This is a genomic window from Pseudomonas lopnurensis (genome assembly GCF_015070855.1).
GTDB classification, from domain to species: domain Bacteria; phylum Pseudomonadota; class Gammaproteobacteria; order Pseudomonadales; family Pseudomonadaceae; genus Stutzerimonas; species Stutzerimonas lopnurensis.
The window spans coordinates 108084-126599 of record NZ_JADDIX010000053.1 but is presented as its reverse complement, the minus strand read 5'-3'; the positions used below and the strand labels follow the sequence as shown (position 1 = coordinate 126599).

The window sequence follows — 18516 nt, the reverse complement described above, 5'->3', positions numbered from 1 at the left end:
CCCTGTTCATGATCCTGGCGGTGAGCATCGGCGGTCTGACCCAGATCGTTCCGCTGTTCTTCCAGGACAGCGTCAACGAGCCGGTCGAAGGCATGAAGCCCTACACCGCGCTGCAGCTGGAAGGCCGCGATCTGTACATCCGCGAAGGCTGCGTCGGCTGCCACTCGCAGATGATCCGTCCGTTCCGCGCCGAAACCGAGCGCTACGGCCACTACTCGGTCGCCGGCGAAAGCGTCTACGACCATCCGTTCCTGTGGGGCTCCAAGCGGACCGGTCCGGACCTGGCCCGTGTCGGCGGTCGCTACTCCGACGACTGGCACCGTGCGCACCTGTACAACCCGCGCAACGTGGTGCCGGAATCGAAGATGCCGTCCTATCCGTGGCTGGTCGAGAATACGCTCGACGGCAAGGACACCGCCAAGAAGATGTCGGCTCTGCGCAGCCTCGGTGTTCCTTACAGCGACGAAGACATCGCCGGTGCTCGGGATGCCGTCAAGGGCAAGACCGAAATGGACGCCGTGGTGGCCTACCTGCAAGTACTCGGCACTGCACTCACCAACAAACGGTAACGCATGATGGAAATCGGGACTCTTCGCGGCCTTGGCACAATTCTGGTATTCGTCGCCTTCATCGGCGTCGTGCTCTGGGCCTACAGCAGCAAACGCAAGAAAAGCTTCGACGAAGCCGCCAACCTGCCCTTCGCAGACGAGGAGACCGACGCCAAGACGCGTGACGAAGAAGCTTCCAGGAGTAAGAAATAAATGACTTCGTTTTGGAGTTGGTACATCACCCTGCTGACCCTCGGCACCCTCGCCGCGCTGGTCTGGCTGTTGCTGGCAACGCGCAAGGGCCAGCGGCACGAAAGCACCGAGGAAACCGTCGGCCATTCGTACGACGGTATCGAGGAATACGACAACCCGCTGCCACGCTGGTGGTTCATGCTGTTCGTCGCCACCGTGGTCTTCTCCCTGGGCTATCTCGCCCTCTACCCGGGCCTGGGCAACTGGAAGGGCCTGCTGCCCGGCTACCAGCACCTGGACGGCGAAGCCCAGACCGCGTTCGCGACCGGCGAGCAAGGCTGGACCGGCGTGCATCAGTGGGAGAAGGAAATGGCCAAGGCCGACGCCCAGTACGGCCCGCTGTACGCCAAGTACGCCGCCATGCCGGTCGAGGAAGTCGCCAAGGACCCGCAAGCCCTGAAAATGGGTGGTCGCCTGTTCGCGTCCAACTGCTCGGTCTGCCACGGCTCCGACGCCAAGGGCGCCTACGGCTTCCCGAACCTGACCGACGACGACTGGCTGTGGGGCGGCGAGCCGGACACCATCAAGACCACCATCCTGCACGGCCGTCAGGCTGCAATGCCGGCCTGGCGGGACGTGATCGGTGAAGAAGGCATCCGCAACGTGGCCGGCTATGTCCGCAGCCTCTCCGGCCGTGATACCCCAGAGGGTATCAGCGTCGACATTGAGCAGGGTCAAAAAACCTTCGCGGCCAACTGTGTAGTCTGCCATGGACCGGACGCCAAGGGCGTTACTGCCATGGGCGCGCCGAACCTGACCGACAATGTCTGGCTGTACGGTTCGAGCTTCGCGCAGATCCAGCAGACCCTGCGTTACGGTCGCAATGGCCGCATGCCGGCCCAGGAAGCGATCCTTGGCGAAGACAAGGTGCACCTGCTGGCAGCCTACGTCTACAGCCTGTCTCAGCAGTCGGAGCAGTGATTTTTCGAGGCCAGTAGCGACGACCTGTCGCACTTGGCCTCAACACTCCGGGCGTACCATTCGCAGCTGGACAGAAAAATGATCCTGGTCGGCACGCATCGGCCAGGACACCCACCTTCCGCCGTGGTACGCACTTGATGACTGAGCAGATCCCCGTTCGCGATGTAACCCCCCCGTCCAAGGCCGAAGCGTCAGCGGATCTCTACGCTGCGCGTGAAAAGATCTACACCCGCGCCTTCACCGGCCTCTTCCGCAACGTGCGACGCCTGGGCGGCGCCGTGCTTTTCATCCTTTATTTCGGCACCGCGTGGATCAACTGGAATGGCCGCCAGGCCGTCTGGTGGGATCTTCCGGAGCGCAAATTCCATGTCTTCGGGGCCACCTTCTGGCCCCAGGACTTCATGCTGTTGTCCTGGCTGCTGATCATCTGCGCCTTCGGCCTGTTCTTCATCACCGTGTTCGCCGGCCGCGTCTGGTGCGGTTATACCTGCCCGCAAAGCGTCTTCACCTGGGTCTTCATGTGGGCCGAGAAGATCACCGAGGGCGACCGCAACCAGCGCATGAAGCTGGACAAGGCGCCGATGAGCGCCAACAAATTCGCCCGCAAGCTGGGCAAGCACGGCATCTGGCTGCTGGTATCGCTGGCGACCGGCATCACCTTCGTCGGCTATTTCACCCCTGTTCGCGACTTGGTGCCCGACCTGTTCACCCTGCAGATCGGCGGCTGGGCGCTGTTCTGGATCGCCTTCTTCACCCTCGCCACCTATGGCAACGCCGGCTACCTGCGCGAGCAGGTGTGCATCTACATGTGCCCCTATGCCCGCTTCCAGAGCGTGATGTTCGACAAGGACACCCTGATCGTGTCCTACGATCCGCGCCGCGGCGAGAAGCGTGGCCCGCGCAAGAAGGACGCCGACTACAAGGCCATGGGCCTCGGCGATTGCATCGACTGCACCATGTGCGTCCAGGTCTGCCCTACCGGCATCGACATCCGTGACGGACTGCAGATCGAATGCATCGGCTGTGCCGCGTGCATCGATGCCTGCGACACGATCATGGACAAGATGAACTACCCGCGCGGGCTGATCAGCTACACCACCGAGCACAACCTGTCCGGACAGAAGACTCAGTTGCTGCGCCCGCGCCTGATCGGCTATGCCGTCGCCCTGGTGGCCATGATGGGGCTGTTCTCCTATGCCGTGTACGATCGTCCGCTGGTGAAGCTGGACGTGCTCAAGGATCGCGTGCTCTACCGCGAGAACGAGCAGGGCAACATCGAGAACGTCTATACCCTCAAGGTCATGAACAAGGCTCAGCGCGAGCAGACTTTCGTCATCGAGGCATCCGGCCTGGATGGCCTGGTCTACGAAGGCCGCCGCGAGGTCCGCGCCGAGGCAGGCGAACTGGTCACCATCCCGGTCGAACTCTCCATCGCACCCGAGAAGCTCCCGTCGAGCACCAACGAGATCGTCTTCCACATCCGCTCGGTGGACGACGATTCGATCAACGACGATGCCGACAGCCGTTTCATCGGCCCGAGCATCCGCTAAGCAAGGTCATACATGCGCTCTGAAAACGAACAAACACGTTGGTACACCCAGTTCTGGGCCTGGTTTGTCATCGCCATCCTGCTGTTCGCGGTGGTCCTCGGCCTGTCCTTGCTGACCATCGCGATTCGCAACTCCGACTCGCTCGTCGCCGACAACTACTACGATGCCGGCAAGGGCATCAACCAGTCCCTGGAGCGTGAGAAACTGGCCGAGCGCCTCGGGATGCGCGCGCGCCTGCTCCTCAACGAGGAGCGCGGGCTCGCCGAAGTGCAGCTGGACGGCGCGAGCCGTCCGCAACAGCTGGTGCTCAACCTGCTGTCGCCCACGCAACCGGAGCGCGATCGCCGCGTCATTCTGCAACCCCAGGGCGACGGTTTCTATCAGGGCCAGATGCAGGAGTCGGTCAGTGGCCGGCGCTTCATCGAGTTGCTCGGTCGCGAAGGCGAACAGGACTGGCGCCTGTACGAGGAAAACACCATCGAAACCGGCCGCGCGCTCGAATTGACGCCTTGAGCCACTGATGGCAAAGCCCCTTCCCTGCTACCACTGCGGTCTGCCGGTTCCTGCCGGCAGCCCGTTCCAGGCCCGCGTGCTGGGCGAGACGCGGGCTTTGTGCTGTCCGGGCTGCCAGGCGGTGGCCGAAGCCATCGTCAAGGGCGGCCTGGAGAGCTACTACCTGCACCGCAGCGATACTGCGATCAATCCGCAGGCCTTGCCGCAGGAACTGAGCGAGGAGACGGCGCTGTACGACCGCCAGGACGTGCAGCAACCCTTCGTCCAGCACCAGGGGGCCCTGGCCAGCACCTCACTGATGATCGAGGGCATCAGTTGCGCCGCCTGCGGCTGGCTGATCGAACGGCATCTGCGCAACCTGCATGGTGTCGCCGAGGCGAGCCTCAACCTGTCCAATCATCGTTTGAACGTACGCTGGAGCGACGCCGAATTACCGCTCAGCGAGCTGCTCGGCGAACTGCGGCGGATTGGCTATGCCGCGCATCCGTATCAGGCCGACCAGGCCGCCGAACAGCTGGCCCGGGAAAATCGTCGAGCAATGCGCCAACTGGGCGTCGCCGGACTGCTGTGGATGCAAGTGATGATGGCCACCATGGCGACCTGGCCGGAGTTCAACCTCGACCTGTCGGCGGGGATGGACCGCATTCTGCGCTGGACCGCGTTACTGCTGACCACGCCCATCGTGTTCTATTCCTGCACCGATTTCTTCAAGGGTGCGCTGCGCGATCTGCGCACCCGCCACCTGACCATGGATGTATCGGTTTCGCTGGCCATCGGCGGCGCCTATCTCGCCGGCATCTGGTCGACGATCACAGGCCAGGGCGAACTGTACTTCGATGCCGTGGGCATGTTCGCCCTGTTCCTGCTCGCCGGCCGCTACCTGGAACGGCGCGCCCGCGAACGCACCGCCGCCGCCACGGCGCAATTGGTCAACCTGCTTCCGGCGTCATGCCTGAAACTCGACGCCGACGGCCACGGCAGCCGCATCCTGCTCAGCGAACTGCAGCTCGGCGACCGCGTCCTGGTGCAGCCCGGCGCCTTGATTCCCGCCGATGGCAGCATCCTCAGCGGGCAGTCCAGCATCGACGAATCGGTCCTGACCGGTGAATACCTGCCGCTGCCGCGCGGCGTGGGCGACAGCGTTACCGCCGGCACCCTGAACGTCGAAGGACCGTTGACCCTCGAAGTGCAGGCCCTGGGCGACGACACCCGCCTCTCGGCGATCGTCCGCCTGCTGGAGCGCGCCCAGGCCGACAAGCCGAAGCTCGCCGAGCTGGCCGACCGCGTCGCGCAGTGGTTCCTGCTGATAGTGCTGCTGGTGGCCAGCATCGTCGGCCTGGTCTGGTGGCAGATCGACCCGCAACGAGCCTTCTGGATCGTGCTTGCGCTGCTGGTCGCGACCTGCCCCTGCGCGCTCTCGCTGGCTACACCGACGGCGCTGACCACCGCAACCGGCACCCTGCACAAACTCGGCCTGCTGCTGACCCGCGGACATGTCCTCGAAGGGCTCAACCAGATCGACACGGTGGTTTTCGACAAGACCGGCACCCTCACCGAAGGCCGCCTGACGCTGAGCGCCGTGCATCCCCTGGGCGAGCCGGATGCCGACACCTGCCTGGCGCTGGCCGCGGCACTGGAAAACCGTTCCGAACACCCCATCGCGCGTGCCTTCGGTCGCGCGCCGCAGGCGGCCGATTCGGTCGAGACGGTGCCGGGTCTCGGCCTGTTGGGCAACGCTGGCGGTCGCAGCCTGCGCATCGGCCAGCCGGCCTTCGTCGCCGAAGGCTATGGCGGCATGGCACCGCCCATACCCGGCGAGCAGGGCCAGTGGCTGTTGCTCGGCGACGAACGAGGGCCGTTGGCCTGGCTGGTGCTCGACGATCGTCTTCGCGACGATGCACCGGCCCTGCTCGAAGCCTGCCGCCGCCGCGGCTGGCGAACGCTGCTGCTGTCCGGCGACAGTTCGCCGATGGTCGGGCAGATCGCCGGGGAGCTAGGCATCGACCATGCCGAAGGCGGAATGACGCCAGCGGCCAAGCTGGCCAGGCTGCAGGAGCTGCAGGCCCAGGGCCATCGGGTGCTGATGCTCGGCGATGGGGTCAACGACGTCCCGGTTCTCGCCGCCGCCGACATCAGCGTCGCCATGGGTTCGGCCACCGACCTGGCCAAGACCAGCGCCGATGCCGTGCTGCTGTCCAATCGCCTCGCCAGCCTGGCGCAGGCATTCGACCTGGCACGCCGCAGCCGCCGCATCATCGTCGAGAACCTGACCTGGGCGAGCCTGTACAATGGCCTGATCCTGCCCTTCGCCGCGATTGGCTGGGTTACACCACTATGGGCAGCACTGGGCATGTCGGCCAGCTCCCTGTTGGTGGTATTGAACGCACTGCGGCTCGCCAGGCAGCCCAGGCAAACCAGCTGACCAGCCGGCAGGGCGGCGCAGCCGCGCCAATCAGGCTGCACCCATGACGGCCGCGCCATGGCGAGCATATCCGCTTGCAGCCGCGGCCTTTCGCTTCAACGCTTTCCGGAGGTTCCCATGGCCGCGCTGTATATCCTGATTCCCGTCGCAGTGGTTCTCGTGGCCCTGGCGATCTGGGTGTTCTTCTGGGCTGTGGACAGCGGCCAGTACGACGATCTCGACGGCCCGGCCCACAGCATCCTGTTCGACGATGACGAGCCACAACGCACCGGCGAAGACGATCAGTCGCAAACGTCCACAAACCGGAAAGAGCAAGACGAACGTGACTGAACTGCTTCCCCTGCTGCTTTCCGCAATGGTTTTGGGCTTGCTCGGCGGCGGCCACTGCCTCGGCATGTGTGGAGGATTGATGGGCGCACTGACCATGGCCATCCCCCCGGAACAGCGCGCCAAACGCCTGCGCCTGCTGCTCGCCTACAACCTGGGGCGGGTCGCGAGCTATGCGACCGCCGGCCTGCTCATCGGACTTGCCGGCTGGGCAGTGGCGAGCAGCCCGGCAGCCATGGCGCTACGGGTGCTCGCCGCGCTGCTGCTGATCAGCATGGGGCTCTATCTGGCGGGTTGGTGGAGCGGGCTGACGCGCGTCGAAGCGCTGGGCAAGGGGCTCTGGCGGCACATCCAGCCACTGGCCAGCCGGCTGCTTCCGGTGACCAGCTTGCCGCGCGCCCTGCTGCTGGGTGCGCTCTGGGGCTGGCTGCCATGCGGCTTGGTCTACAGTACCCTGCTCTGGTCGGCGAGCCAGGGCGACGCGCTGGACAGCGCCCTGCTGATGCTGGCATTCGGTATCGGCACCTGGCCCGTGCTGCTCGCGACCGGCCTCGCCGCCGAGCGGCTGACCGCCTTGCTGCGCAAGCGTGGCGTGCGTGTTGCCGGGGGCGTACTGGTCATCCTCTTCGGCCTCTGGACCCTGCCCGGCCCCCATCAGCAGTGGTTGATGGGGCACGGTTCGGGCATGGCGAGCCATACGCACGGGCATTAGGGGCAGGCATTGGTGGGCTAAAGCCCACCGGGAACGCCGCCATCGCCCCATGGTGGGCTTGAAGTCCACCCTACGGCTTAGCCCCCGGCCCCAAAAGGCCTGCACCGTGCCGAGCCGCCGGGCTCAGGGCTCCTTCGGCAACTGGCGCTTGTGCGCGGTCTTGTCGTAGGTCTCGACGATGATCTGCGCGGCCTCGTCCGACACCGGACGACCCTGCAGGAAGTCATCGATATCGCGGTAGGTGACGCCATGGGCCGCTTCGTCCGGCTTGCCCGGAAAGAGTTCTTCCAGATCCGCCGTCGGCACCTTGTGCACCAGCTGCTGCGGAGCGCCGAGTGCCTCCGCCAGTTGCCGAACCTGCCCTTTCACCAGCCCGGTCAGCGGCGTCAGATCGCAGGCGCCATCGCCGAACTTGGTGAAAAAGCCCATCACCGCCTCGGCGGCATGATCGGTCCCGATCACCAGCCCCTGGCGCGCGTTGGCGATGGTGTACTGCGCCACCATGCGCATGCGCGCCTTGGTGTTGCCCAGCACGAAATCGCGCATCTGCGGGCTCTGGCCTTCCAGCGCTTCGGTCTCCGCCGCCAGGCTCTGCACCGCCGTGCCGATGTTCACCGTATGGCATTCATCGGGCTGGATGGTATCGACCGCCAGCTGCGCCTCGTGCTCGTCATGCTGGACCTGGTAGGGCAGACGCACCGCGATGAAACGATAGTCGTCACCCTCTCCCGCATCGCGCAGGCCTTTCACCGCGCGCTGCGCCAGCAGCGCAGCGGTCGTCGAGTCGACACCGCCACTGATGCCCAGCACCAGCGTCTTCATCCCCGACTCACGCAGGCAGGCCTGAATGAAGCGTACCCGGCGATCGATCTCCGCCTGAATCGACTCCGCCCCGGTGAAGGGCGCGCAGACGTTGAGGGCGGCAGCGATTTCCTGCTGGCGACTGTGCATGAATCTCTCCTTTGGCCATGAGGCTCAACTGATCAAATTAGGGGCGCTCGCGTGATCATCGGACCACGATCGGGAGGAAATCTTCGCGGCCTTCGCCCGGTCCTCGCCCAGCGGATTAGGGTCGGGGCAAGTTTGATACAGGTCAAGTCCGTCGTAGAGCCCTCCCCCTAGAATCCAGCCACCGCCGTCACGACCGGGAACGCCACATGCTCGACTCCATTCGCTGGGATACCGACCTGATCCGTCGCTACGATCAGGCCGGCCCGCGCTATGCGTCGTATCCGACCGCGGTCCAGTTCAACGACAAGATCGGCTCGTTCGAACTGTTGCACGCATTGCGCAGCAGCCGCCAGGCGTCGCGGCCGCTTTCCCTGTATATCCACCTGCCATTCTGCGCGAACGCCTGCTACTACTGCAGCTGCAACAGGGTCATCACCAAGGATCGCGGCCGCTCGCTCCCCTATCTGGAGCGGCTGGAAAAGGAAATCGAGCTGATCGCCTGCCATCTCGGGCCTGACCAGATCGTCGAGCAGTTGCACTTCGGCGGCGGTACGCCGACCTTTCTCAGCCACGACGAGCTGCGCCGCCTGATGGCGCACCTGCGCAAGCATTTCCACCTGCAGGACGACGACCACGGCGACTTCAGCGTCGAGGTCGATCCCCGCGAGGCCGACTGGCCGACCATGGGGCTGCTGCGCGAGCTGGGCTTCAACCGCGTCAGCATCGGCGTGCAGGATCTGGATCCCGACGTCCAGCGCGCGGTCAATCGCATGCAGACACTGGAACAGACCCGGACCATTATCGAAGCAGCGCGCACCCTGCAATACCGCTCGCTGAACATCGACCTGATCTACGGCCTGCCGCTGCAAACGCCGGAACGCTTCGCCAGAACGGTGGCCGCGATCATCGAGCTGCAACCGGACCGCCTGTCGATTTTCAACTACGCCCACCAGCCGGACCGTTTCCCCTCGCAGCGCCGCATCAACGTCGCCGACCTGCCCGCCCCGGTCGACAAGCTGACCATGCTGCAGCACAGCATCGAACAGCTCACCGACGCCGGCTACCGCTACATCGGCATGGACCACTTCGCACTGCCCGACGACGAGCTGGCCATGGCCCAGGAAGACGGCACCCTGCAGCGCACCTTCCAGGGCTATACCACCCATGGCCATTGCGACCTGGTTGGCCTGGGGGTTTCGGCCATTACCCAGGTCGGCGACCTGTACTGCCAGAACAGCAGCGACATCGCCGAATACCAGCGGCATCTGGACCGCGATCAACTGCCGACCGTCCACGGCTTGCGCTGCAATGAGGACGACCGCATCCGTCGCAGCGTCATCCAGGCCCTGCTCTGCGATTTCGAACTGTGCTTCGCACAGATCGAGCAGCGCTACGGCATCGATTTCAAGAACTACTTCGGCGAAGCCTGGCCAATGCTGGAACAGATGGCCACGGACGGCCTGGTCGAACTGACCGACACGCACCTGATCGTCCAGCCCGCCGGCCGCCTGCTGGTACGCGCGGTGTGCATGCTGTTCGACCACTACCTGCCGGAACATACCGGCTACAGCTACTCGCGGGTCATCTAGAAGAACGCTTCAATGATTCCCCCCGTCCCTGCGACCCTCGAGCCGATTGGCTATGGACGACCAGCTGGGTTAACCTTGCGCGCTATATCCAGGTTTTCCAGGAAGTCCCCCTATGTCCGAGTCGACCAAGGTCCGTTCTCAGCGGCAAGCTCATTGCAAGGATTGCAGTCTTTCCGGGCTCTGCCTGCCCCTGTCGCTGAACATGCAGGACATGGATGCCCTGGACGATATCGTCAAGCGCGGCCGCCCGCTGAAGAAGGGCGAAACCCTGTTCCGTCAGGGCGATGCGTTCAGCTCGGTCTTCGCCGTGCGCTCCGGCGCCCTGCGGACCTTCAGCGTGACCGACGGCGGTGAGGAACAGATCACCGGCTTTCACCTGCCCAGCGAACTGGTAGGCCTGTCCGGCATGGATACCGAGAGCTACCCGGTAACGGCCCAGGCGCTGGAAACCACGTCGGTCTGCGAAATCCCCTTCGAACGGCTCGACGAACTGAGCGTGCTGTTGCCGCAACTGCGCCGCCAGCTGATGCGCATCATGAGCCGCGAGATTCGCGACGATCAGCAGATGATGCTGCTGCTGTCGAAGAAGACCGCCGACGAACGCATCGCCACCTTCCTGATCAACCTGTCCGCCCGCTTCAGCGCACGCGGCTTCTCCGCCAACCAGTTCCGCCTGCCGATGTCGCGCAATGAAATCGGCAACTACCTGGGCCTGGCCGTCGAAACCGTTTCGCGCGTGTTCACGCGCTTCCAGCAGAACGGCCTGCTCGAAGCCGAAGGCAAGGAAGTACGCATCCTGGACTCCATCGGACTGTGCGCCCTGGCCGGCGGCAACATGGACGTCTGAGTCAGCGCGTTTGGAGTAGCAGTCCGATGATCTTCGACGAATTCAGCATCAAGACCCTGATCCGCCCGGTTCCCGACTTTCCCAGCCCCGGCGTCATCTTTCGCGACATCACCCCGCTGTTCCAGTCGCCGAAGGCGTTGCGCATGGTCGCCGATACCTTCATCCAGCGCTACGTGGAGGCCGATTTCACCCATATCGGCGCGCTCGATGCGCGGGGCTTCCTGATCGGCTCGATCCTGGCCTACGAGTTGAACAAGCCACTGGTACTCTTTCGCAAGCAAGGCAAGTTGCCGGCGGACGTGCTGTCGCAATCCTATTGCACCGAGTACGGCGAAGCCCACCTGGAGATCCACGCCGACAGCCTTTGCGAAGGCGATTCGGTCCTGCTCTTCGATGACCTGATCGCCACCGGGGGTACGCTGCTCGCCGCCGCGCAACTGGTCCGCCGTATGCGCGCAAGCATCCACGAGGCTGCCGCGATCATCGACCTGCCCGAACTGGGTGGCTCGCAGAAGCTGCAGGACATCGGCATCCCCACCTATACTCTGACCGCTTTCGCCCTGAGCGACCGCTGATGACCGTATCCGCCGCCATGCGGCGAGGCGCTCCAATGACGCCGAAATCGGAGGCCAACCCTTGTTCGACGTCCTCCCTCGCAGCTTATTGATCGTCCTGCTGGCCTTGGCCGGCCCATCGTTCGCCCTGGATCGCGAGGCGCTGCTGGACGAGGCCAACCTCCTGCTGCTGCCGCGCGAGCGCGCCCTGCCCAGCATCGAATTGATCGACCAGAACGGCCGGCCGTTCAACACCGACGCGCTCCGGGGCCGCTGGCACATCCTCTTCTTCGGTTTCACCGCCTGCCCGGACATCTGCCCGACCACCCTGAGCGACATGCGCCGCCTGTTCGGCCGCCTGCCGGCAGAAACACGCGAACAACTGCAACTGGTGCTGGTCAGCGCCGACCCGGCGCGCGATACGCCACAGCAGCTGAAAACCTATCTGGACTACTATCGCGCCGGATTCGGCGGCCTGACCGGCGAAATGCAGCAGCTGCAGCGGCTGTCCAAGGCGCTGGGACTACCCTTCGTCCCGGCCCGCGAGACCCAGGGCAACTACAGCGTCAGCCACAGCGGCAACCTGGCACTGGTCGCACCCGACGGTACACTGCGTGGGCATATCCGCGCACCACTGAATCTGGAGGGGCTGCAGCAGGCGCTTCCCCAGGTAATCGAGAGCGAACGCTAAGCGGCGTCCACCGTTTTTTGATCTTTCGGCAGGCCTGCCGGCCTGAATCGCCGCGAGGCCGGGCAGAGCACCAGCGTCGGCTCAGTGGCAATCCAGGGTATCGGCCAGCACATAGGCCTGGAAGGCGACCTCATCGATCCACTGCTGCGTCAGTTCGCCCAAACGTCCCTCGTCCCGCCAGCGCACCATCAGTGCCCCGATCTGCGCCTGCAGAGCCGTGTCCGTAGCGCCGATGCGCAGCACCTGTTCGGCATCCGACAAGGCCGGCAGCAGGTGTCGGTAGCGGCGCCATTCAGGCAGTGCGGCGATGTCGGCAAGCAGCGCATGGTCATCGACCACCGCGCGGCACTCGCCCAGCTTGATCCCTATCAGTGCATGCGCGGCGCTCGGGTATTCCCGCGGCTCGGCGGCGAAGCGCTCGGCCACCAGCCGCGCATAGGGGCTGCCGGCAGCGACGCAAAATGGCTGGTTGCGCAGGTCGGACCAGGCCTCGAGGCCACCTTCGCTGGCGACCAGCGCGGCAGGAACGGCGCGATAGTAGATCGCCCCTGCCTTCCCCGCACCCAGCCGCAGCTCGGCTCCGCCAGGCGACGTATCGCGCTCGACATCCTGCCCCAGCGCATCGCCCAGGGCGTGCAGCAGGGCCGGCTCGAAACTCTCCGTCTCGCTGCTCGACAGGACCCGATAGCCGTCGGACAGCGTCGCGCGCAGCGGCTCGGCGAACCCCAGCAGCGGTCCCAGCAGGGCAACCAGCAAGACACAGAAACGCAGCGATGCCTGCACGATTCAGACCTCAGACGTATTGGTAACGCAGCATCCGTTGCTTGAATTTCTCCAGCACCACCTGATCGATCAGGGTGGCGAGAATGGCGATCACCAGGATGTTCATCATCACACCGACCATATCGGCGATCTCGCCCGAATAGGCCAGCGAACGCCCGAGACCCTGGCCGAAGCCGATCAGCATTTCCGCCGAGATCAGGGCACGCCAGGCATTGCCGAAGGCCAGCTGGGCCCCGGTGATCAATTCCGGCATCACCGCCGGCAGGTAGACCCGGCGCAGCAGTTGCCAGCGCGATGCGCCCATCACCCGTGCGGCGGATACGTGCACCGGCTGCACGCTCTCGGTGGCGTTCATCACCGAAAGCGCCATCGGGAAGAAGGCCGCCAGCGCCACCACCACGATGATCGGCAGGTTGCCGAAGCCCATGACGATGAGAAACAGCGGCACCCAGGCGATCGAAGGAATCGACTGCAGAATGACGATGGCCGAGCGCAGGATCTCGCGGAAGAAGAACAGCACCCCGCCGACCAGGCCGAAGCCGATGCCGAACAGCAGGGCGAAGCCGTAGCCGCTGCCGAGACGGCTCATGCTGCCGTACAGCCCCTCGCGGAATTGCGGCTCCTGGATGGTCGCGACGAGCCGCTCGAAAACCGTCGGGATGCCCGGCATCAGGAACGCGGGCAGGCTCCAGGCGGCGGCCTGCCAGATCAGCAGGATGAACAGGATCGCCAGGGCGACGGCGAGGTATTTTCTGGGCCCGGTAAGACGGCGTGCCTGGCTCATGGGTGTGCAACCTCCGTCTTGATGCCCAGCAGGCTGAGGATTTCCTTGCGCTCGGCGGCGAACTCGGACAAATCGTGGCTCTTTTCGCAATGGCTGAAATTGAAGGTCTTCAGCACGCGAGCCGGCCGGGCGCTGAATACCATCACGTGGTCGGCCAGGTACAGCGCTTCGTCGACATCATGGGTCACCAGCAGCACGGTCGGCTGATGTTCGTCGATCAGCTCACGCAGCACGTCCTGCAGCGCCATGCGGGTCAGCGCATCGAGCGCACCGAACGGCTCGTCCAGCAGCAGCACTTCGGGCTTGGCGATGAAAGCCCGGGCCAGGGCGGTGCGCTGACGCATGCCGCCGGATACCTGATGCGGGTAGTAGTGCTCGAAACCATCGAGGCCGACACGCCCGAGCCAGCCCTGCGCCTGCTCGAACGCGGCCGCCTTGGCCACGCCCTGCAACTCCAGCGCCATGGCGACATTGGCCTGAAGGCTCAGCCAGGGATACAGCGCGTGCTCCTGGAACACCAGGGTGCGACGCGGGCTCGGCGCGCTGATCGGCTTGCCATCGGCCAGCACACGGCCGCCCGTGGGTTTCTCCAGCCCCGCCACCAGATGCAACAGGGTCGACTTGCCACAGCCGGACGGACCGACCAATGCAACCAGCTCTCCCTGGGAGAACTCGCCGCTGAACCCCTTGATGACCTCGAGCTGCCCGAAGCGCTTGTCTACTTCTTCAAACTTGAGCTGCATAAAAATCCGGAAATCCGAAAACGAACGTGCCCGACAATACGGGCGATATGAAAACAGCCCGACCAGAAGCCGGGCTGTGCGGTATTCGGCGAACCGGCGCGATCAGAGTTCGCGGGTTTCCTGCCAGGACAGATCGAGGATCGCCCGGGTGTCGAACGGCTTGCCATCACGGGTTTTCAGCGCCCCCTGCTCTTGCAGGATATCCGCCAGCTCCTGAATGCGGGCCAGATCTTCCTCGCCCAGCTTGGCACTGAAGGTCTGGGTGGCGATCGCTTCCTCGATGACGACCTCGCGGGCCAGCTCGCCACGCTTGAGTGTCTTCAGGGTCGGCTCGGCGATGAAGTAGTTGGCGATCAGCTTGGCCGCCTCCTCCGGCTGGTTCTCGAGCAGTTCGATGGCTTCACGCTGGGCATCCAGCGATTTCCATACGGCATCCTTGCGCTTGGCCAGGGTATCGCCGGAGGTGATCACCACCATGCAGGGGAATGGCCAGACTTCGCCGATCTCGTAGACCTGGCGAACCGGCGCGACCAACTGCGCGATGCGGTCATAGGGCTCGAACAGGAAGGCCGCGTCGACCCGGCCGGACACCAGCGACTGTACGGCCACCGCTGGGCTGACGCCCATGATGTTCACATCGCTCGGCGCGAGGCCCGCGTTCTTCAGCGTCACACCGCGCAACACCGCATCGGCGGTACTGCCCTCGCGCTGGGAGGCCAGGGTGCGGTCCTTGAGGCCGGCGACGTCCTGGATCTGGGTATCCTCACGCACCAGGATCGAGTGATAGCCCTGTTGCGCGCCGCCCACCACCTTCAGGTCGGCACCCTTGGAAGCCCAGGCCACCGCGTTGGTGAAACCCAGTACGCCGGTGTCCAGTTGCCCGCCGACGATGGCCTTGATCAGGTCGGTGCCCGAGCTGAACTCGATCAGCTCGACATCCAGGCCGTGCTTCTCGTACAAGCCGGCCTCGTGGGCGACCATCGCCTGGGCATCATCCATCACCCGGATGTAGCCAACCTTGAACTTATCCTGGGCCTGGGCGAATGCGCTCAGGAGCAGGAGAGCCGGAACCAGCCAATGCTTTGCTTTCATTTCAACCTCGATGCGGGCAGCCATGTCATATAACCAAATCGAAGTCGTTTATTCGATTTGGTTATCTAACTTTTATGGCTTAGAACTTTACCCGAATCATGGGCATAACGGCACTACCCAAGTGCTATATCCATAATGCTCGGGGTTATAGCGCTCGGTCGTTTCAATATCCGGTCATGCAGGCGCTCACAGGCTGATCGGCTTGCGCCCGGCCAGCGCGTGGGCCAGCGTGCCGCCATCGACCAGATCCAGCTCGCCACCCAAGGGCACGCCGTGAGCGATACGACTGATGGTCAGTCCCTTGGGAACGAGCATCTGGGCGATGTAATGCGCGGTCGCTTCGCCCTCGACGGTGGGATTGGTGGCCAGGATCACTTCGCTGAACGACCCTTCCGCAACCCGGGCAAGCAACTCGGGAATGCCGATCGCCTCCGGCCCCAGGCCATCCAGGGGCGACAGGTGCCCCTTGAGCACGAAATAGCGGCCACGAAAGCCGGTCTGCTCGACGGCGAAGACGTCCACCGGGCTCTGCACCACACACAGCAGCGAATCGTCCCGGCGCGGGTCGACGCACTGCGGGCACAGCTCGTCCTCACTCAGCGTCCGACACTGCCGGCAATAGCCGACACCCTCCATCGCCCGCGTCAGCGCCTGGGCCAGGCGCAAGCCACCGCTGCGGTCGCGCTCGAGCATCTGCAAGGCCATGCGCTGCGCAGTCTTCTGCCCGACCCCGGGGAGAATGCGCAGCGCATCGATGAGTTGGCGAATCAGGGGGCTGAAGCTCATGGAAATCTCGAAGCTGGAGGCTGGAGGCTGCTTGTTAGAACGGCATCTTGAATCCGGGTGGCAGTTGCATGCCGGCGGTCATGCCGGCCATCTTTTCCTGGCTGTTCTGCTCGATCTTGCGCACGGCATCATTGACCGCCGCGGCGATCAGGTCCTCGAGGATGTCCTTGTCTTCCTGCATCAGGCTGTCATCGAGGCTGACGCGCTTGACGTCGTGACGACCGTTCATCACCACGCTCACCAGCCCCGCGCCGGACTGGCCGGTGACTTCGGCGTTCGCCAGCTCTTCCTGCATCTTCTGCATCTTTTCCTGCATCTGCTGCGCCTGCTTCATCAGGCCGGCCATGCCACCTTTCATCATGGGATATCACCTCAATTCGATCAGGGTTCGGAGTGTTCTACGGGTTCGATGGTGCCTTCGCGGATGACCGCGGCAAACTGCTGCATCAGTTGCTGGACGAGCGGATCCGACTGGATCGACCGCTCCGCGGCGCGCTGACGTTCGGCCCGACGGCGCTGGGCTGCCTGCGCCGGGGTTTCCTGCTCGGGCTTGTGCAGTTCGATGTCCAGCTGCAACGTGCGTCCATGGTACTGGTTGAGCGCATCGTTCAAGCGCCGTTGCTGAGTGGCATTGAACAACGCGCTCTGTGCCGGGTCGAGGTGCATCAGCCAGCGATCGCCCTCGACCGCAATCAGCGTGCAGTTGGCAGCGATGCTGCCGGTAAGGCCCGACAAGCCAAGCTTGAGGTAGAGATCCAGCCACTCGGCCGCCAGGCCGGTCGCCGGCTCGACCGCGGGCAGCGGCTCGACGGCATCCGGCTCGGCCTCTACCTGTACCAGCTCATCGAGATAGGCCTCGGCCTGGTTCTCGACTTCGAAATAATCCTCGTCGGTCAGCGGCGGCTCGTCATCGTCCGGCTCCTCCACCTGTACCACCGCAGCCACGTGGTCGGCCTCGAACGGCGGCGCTTGCGGCAGGATGGCCTCGGCCTCCACCGCCACCGGCGGCACGCTCGGCGGCTCGTTCCAGGGCACATCTATGACCGGAGGCGCTTCCGGCTCGGGCTGCGGTAGAGGCGCAACAGCGATATCGACCGCGGGGGACGGCATCTCGGGCTCAGCCTGCTGGTCGACACTCTGCTCCGGCAATGCGGCAGCGCTGTCGTCGGCAACGACCGACGGCGCCAGCGTGGCGGCTGGCGCAGCGTCCACGACCGCGGCACTGGATGGAGCGCCGCGCGACACGCCAGCCGAGGCCGTGTCGGCCACCGCTGCGGGATTGGAATCAGCTGTGGCCGGGCTGATCCCCAGGGTCTTTAGCGGCGTTCGCGGTGCATCGCCACTGTCTGCCGGGCGGAACGCCAGCATGCGCAGCAACACCATTTCGAAGCCGCTGCGCGGGTCGGGTGCCAGCGGCAGGTCGCGTCGACCGATCAGGCCCATCTGGTAGTAGAACTGCACGTCTTCGGCCGGCAGTGCCTGCGCCAGGGCCAATACCCGGTCGCGATCGCCCTGGCCGTTGTCCACCGCCTCCGGCAACGCCTGGGCGATGGCAACGCGGTGCAGCACGTTGAGCATCTCGGCCAGCACGCCGGCCCAGTCCGGCCCCTGCTCGGCCAGATGGCGAACCGCCTCGAGCATCGCCCTGGCGTCACCTTCGAGCAAGGCCTGCAGTACGCCGTAGACCTGGCCATGATCGAGGGTGCCGAGCATGGCGCGCACATCCGCCGCCAGTACCCTGCCCTCGCCGAAGGCGATCGCCTGGTCGGTGAGGCTCATGGCGTCGCGCATCGAGCCGTCGGCCGCACGTCCGAGCAACCAGAGCGCGTCCTCCTCGAAGGGAACGTTCTCGACGCCCAGTACATGGGTCAGGTGCTCGACCACCCGCTCCGGCGGCATGTTCTTCAGGGAGAACTGCAGGCAGCGCGAGAGGATGGTGACCGGCAGTTTCTGCGGGTCGGTGGTCGCCAGCAGGAACTTGACGTGCGGCGGCGGCTCCTCGAGGGTCTTGAGCAGCGCATTGAACGAATGCGACGAGAGCATGTGCACTTCGTCGATCAGGTAGACCTTGTAGCGCCCGCGGCTCGGTGCGTACTGCACGTTGTCCAGCAGCTCGCGGGTGTCCTCGACCTTGGTCCGGCTCGCGGCGTCGACCTCGATCAGGTCGACGAAGCGCCCTTCGTCGATCTCCCGGCAGACCGAGCATTGGCCGCAGGGCGTCGAGCAGACGCCGGTCTCGCAGTTCAGGCACTTGGCGATGATCCGCGCAATGGTGGTCTTGCCGACCCCGCGGGTTCCGGTGAACAGATAGGCATGGTGCAGGCGCTGATTGTCCAGCGCATTGATCAGGGCCTTGAGCACATGCGTCTGGCCGACCATTTCGCGGAACGAGCGCGGACGCCATTTTCGGGCAAGGACCTGATAACTCATAACACCATCGCGGGATAAAGC

General features: G+C 64.7%; 20 protein-coding genes. 12 read left to right on the top strand and 8 right to left on the bottom strand.

Annotated elements, in window-relative coordinates; translation table 11 throughout:
* Positions 1–2: 2 nt before the first annotated feature.
* The 8 genes from ccoO (at position 3) to IN820_RS10325 (ending at position 7245) form a co-directional block, all read left to right on the top strand.
* A complete protein-coding gene (gene ccoO / locus IN820_RS10360; RefSeq protein WP_235989120.1) occupies positions 3–569 on the top strand; it encodes a cytochrome-c oxidase, cbb3-type subunit II in 567 nt (188 codons plus the stop codon).
* 6 nt (positions 570–575) lie between these two features.
* Complete coding sequence (locus IN820_RS10355) at positions 576–761, top strand: cbb3-type cytochrome oxidase subunit 3 (protein ID WP_193680899.1); 186 nt, start codon at positions 576–578, stop codon at positions 759–761.
* The gene (ccoP, locus tag IN820_RS10350) at positions 762–1721 is read left to right on the top strand and encodes a cytochrome-c oxidase, cbb3-type subunit III (RefSeq protein ID WP_193680898.1); all 960 of its coding nucleotides are present in this window, start codon (positions 762–764) and stop codon (positions 1719–1721) included.
* Between the two features lie 137 nt (positions 1722–1858).
* Entirely contained in the window at positions 1859–3271 is a 1413-nt protein-coding gene (gene ccoG / locus IN820_RS10345) for a cytochrome c oxidase accessory protein CcoG (protein ID WP_193680897.1), read from the top strand.
* A gap of 12 nt (positions 3272–3283) precedes the next feature.
* Positions 3284–3784: a FixH family protein gene (locus IN820_RS10340; RefSeq protein ID WP_193680896.1), complete on the top strand. Its 501-nt coding sequence runs from the start codon at positions 3284–3286 to the stop codon at positions 3782–3784.
* 7 nt (positions 3785–3791) lie between these two features.
* Positions 3792–6206 (top strand): heavy metal translocating P-type ATPase, encoded by a 2415-nt coding sequence (locus IN820_RS10335; protein ID WP_193680895.1) that lies wholly within the window; start codon positions 3792–3794, stop codon positions 6204–6206.
* Positions 6207–6323: 117 nt separating this feature from the next.
* Complete coding sequence (ccoS, locus tag IN820_RS10330) at positions 6324–6536, top strand: cbb3-type cytochrome oxidase assembly protein CcoS (RefSeq protein ID WP_193680894.1); 213 nt, start codon at positions 6324–6326, stop codon at positions 6534–6536.
* Positions 6529–7245: a sulfite exporter TauE/SafE family protein gene (locus tag IN820_RS10325; protein WP_193680893.1), complete on the top strand. Its 717-nt coding sequence runs from the start codon at positions 6529–6531 to the stop codon at positions 7243–7245. The genes ccoS and IN820_RS10325 overlap by 8 nt, the downstream gene beginning before the upstream one ends.
* Positions 7246–7368: 123 nt before the next feature.
* Here IN820_RS10325 and nadE read toward each other — a convergent pair whose 3' ends face one another.
* Complete coding sequence (nadE, locus tag IN820_RS10320; protein ID WP_193680892.1) at positions 7369–8196, bottom strand: ammonia-dependent NAD(+) synthetase; 828 nt, start codon at positions 8194–8196, stop codon at positions 7369–7371.
* Positions 8197–8402: 206 nt separating this feature from the next.
* On the opposite strand from nadE, the gene hemN reads away from it, so the two are divergent.
* From hemN to IN820_RS10300, 4 genes are all read left to right on the top strand, one after another.
* On the top strand, positions 8403–9785 hold the full coding sequence (hemN, locus tag IN820_RS10315; protein ID WP_193680891.1) for an oxygen-independent coproporphyrinogen III oxidase: 1383 nt from the start codon (positions 8403–8405) through the stop codon (positions 9783–9785).
* Between the two features lie 112 nt (positions 9786–9897).
* On the top strand, positions 9898–10632 hold the full coding sequence (gene fnr, locus IN820_RS10310; RefSeq protein ID WP_037037529.1) for a fumarate/nitrate reduction transcriptional regulator Fnr: 735 nt from the start codon (positions 9898–9900) through the stop codon (positions 10630–10632).
* 26 nt (positions 10633–10658) lie between these two features.
* A complete protein-coding gene (locus IN820_RS10305) occupies positions 10659–11207 on the top strand; it encodes an adenine phosphoribosyltransferase (protein WP_193680890.1) in 549 nt (182 codons plus the stop codon).
* A 61-nt stretch (positions 11208–11268) separates the two neighbouring features.
* Positions 11269–11877 carry an SCO family protein gene (locus IN820_RS10300; RefSeq protein ID WP_193680889.1) on the top strand — a complete coding sequence of 203 codons (609 nt, stop codon included), beginning with the start codon at positions 11269–11271 and terminating at the stop codon, positions 11875–11877.
* A gap of 81 nt (positions 11878–11958) precedes the next feature.
* Here IN820_RS10300 and IN820_RS10295 read toward each other — a convergent pair whose 3' ends face one another.
* The 7 genes from IN820_RS10295 to dnaX form a co-directional block, all read right to left on the bottom strand.
* Positions 11959–12660 carry a type 2 periplasmic-binding domain-containing protein gene (locus IN820_RS10295; protein ID WP_193680888.1) on the bottom strand — a complete coding sequence of 234 codons (702 nt, stop codon included), beginning with the start codon at positions 12658–12660 and terminating at the stop codon, positions 11959–11961.
* 10 nt (positions 12661–12670) lie between these two features.
* Complete coding sequence (locus IN820_RS10290) at positions 12671–13444, bottom strand: ABC transporter permease (RefSeq protein WP_193680887.1); 774 nt, start codon at positions 13442–13444, stop codon at positions 12671–12673.
* On the bottom strand, positions 13441–14187 hold the full coding sequence (locus tag IN820_RS10285; protein WP_193680886.1) for an ABC transporter ATP-binding protein: 747 nt from the start codon (positions 14185–14187) through the stop codon (positions 13441–13443). The genes IN820_RS10290 and IN820_RS10285 overlap by 4 nt, the downstream gene beginning before the upstream one ends.
* A 102-nt stretch (positions 14188–14289) precedes the next feature.
* Positions 14290–15279: an ABC transporter substrate-binding protein gene (locus tag IN820_RS10280; RefSeq protein WP_193680885.1), complete on the bottom strand. Its 990-nt coding sequence runs from the start codon at positions 15277–15279 to the stop codon at positions 14290–14292.
* A 186-nt stretch (positions 15280–15465) separates the two neighbouring features.
* Entirely contained in the window at positions 15466–16065 is a 600-nt protein-coding gene (recR, locus tag IN820_RS10275; RefSeq protein WP_193680884.1) for a recombination mediator RecR, read from the bottom strand.
* 34 nt (positions 16066–16099) lie between these two features.
* Positions 16100–16426, bottom strand: coding sequence for a YbaB/EbfC family nucleoid-associated protein (locus IN820_RS10270; RefSeq protein ID WP_193680883.1), 327 nt, complete (start codon positions 16424–16426; stop codon positions 16100–16102).
* A gap of 20 nt (positions 16427–16446) precedes the next feature.
* Positions 16447–18495: a DNA polymerase III subunit gamma/tau gene (dnaX, locus tag IN820_RS10265; protein ID WP_193680882.1), complete on the bottom strand. Its 2049-nt coding sequence runs from the start codon at positions 18493–18495 to the stop codon at positions 16447–16449.
* Positions 18496–18516 lie beyond the last annotated feature (21 nt).

Coding starts and splice junctions, on each gene's coding strand:
- nadE (WP_193680892.1), bottom strand. CDS start 8,196: ATGCACAGTCGCCAGCAGGAAATCGCTGCCGCCCTCAACGTCTGCGCG.
- ccoG (WP_193680897.1), top strand. CDS start 1,859: ATGACTGAGCAGATCCCCGTTCGCGATGTAACCCCCCCGTCCAAGGCC.
- ccoS (WP_193680894.1), top strand. CDS start 6,324: ATGGCCGCGCTGTATATCCTGATTCCCGTCGCAGTGGTTCTCGTGGCC.
- IN820_RS10285 (WP_193680886.1), bottom strand. CDS start 14,187: ATGCAGCTCAAGTTTGAAGAAGTAGACAAGCGCTTCGGGCAGCTCGAG.
- IN820_RS10340 (WP_193680896.1), top strand. CDS start 3,284: ATGCGCTCTGAAAACGAACAAACACGTTGGTACACCCAGTTCTGGGCC.
- IN820_RS10355 (WP_193680899.1), top strand. CDS start 576: ATGGAAATCGGGACTCTTCGCGGCCTTGGCACAATTCTGGTATTCGTC.
- IN820_RS10335 (WP_193680895.1), top strand. CDS start 3,792: ATGGCAAAGCCCCTTCCCTGCTACCACTGCGGTCTGCCGGTTCCTGCC.
- hemN (WP_193680891.1), top strand. CDS start 8,403: ATGCTCGACTCCATTCGCTGGGATACCGACCTGATCCGTCGCTACGAT.
- IN820_RS10270 (WP_193680883.1), bottom strand. CDS start 16,426: ATGATGAAAGGTGGCATGGCCGGCCTGATGAAGCAGGCGCAGCAGATG.
- IN820_RS10305 (WP_193680890.1), top strand. CDS start 10,659: ATGATCTTCGACGAATTCAGCATCAAGACCCTGATCCGCCCGGTTCCC.
- ccoP (WP_193680898.1), top strand. CDS start 762: ATGACTTCGTTTTGGAGTTGGTACATCACCCTGCTGACCCTCGGCACC.
- recR (WP_193680884.1), bottom strand. CDS start 16,065: ATGAGCTTCAGCCCCCTGATTCGCCAACTCATCGATGCGCTGCGCATT.
- IN820_RS10280 (WP_193680885.1), bottom strand. CDS start 15,279: ATGAAAGCAAAGCATTGGCTGGTTCCGGCTCTCCTGCTCCTGAGCGCA.
- dnaX (WP_193680882.1), bottom strand. CDS start 18,495: ATGAGTTATCAGGTCCTTGCCCGAAAATGGCGTCCGCGCTCGTTCCGC.
- fnr (WP_037037529.1), top strand. CDS start 9,898: ATGTCCGAGTCGACCAAGGTCCGTTCTCAGCGGCAAGCTCATTGCAAG.
- IN820_RS10290 (WP_193680887.1), bottom strand. CDS start 13,444: ATGAGCCAGGCACGCCGTCTTACCGGGCCCAGAAAATACCTCGCCGTC.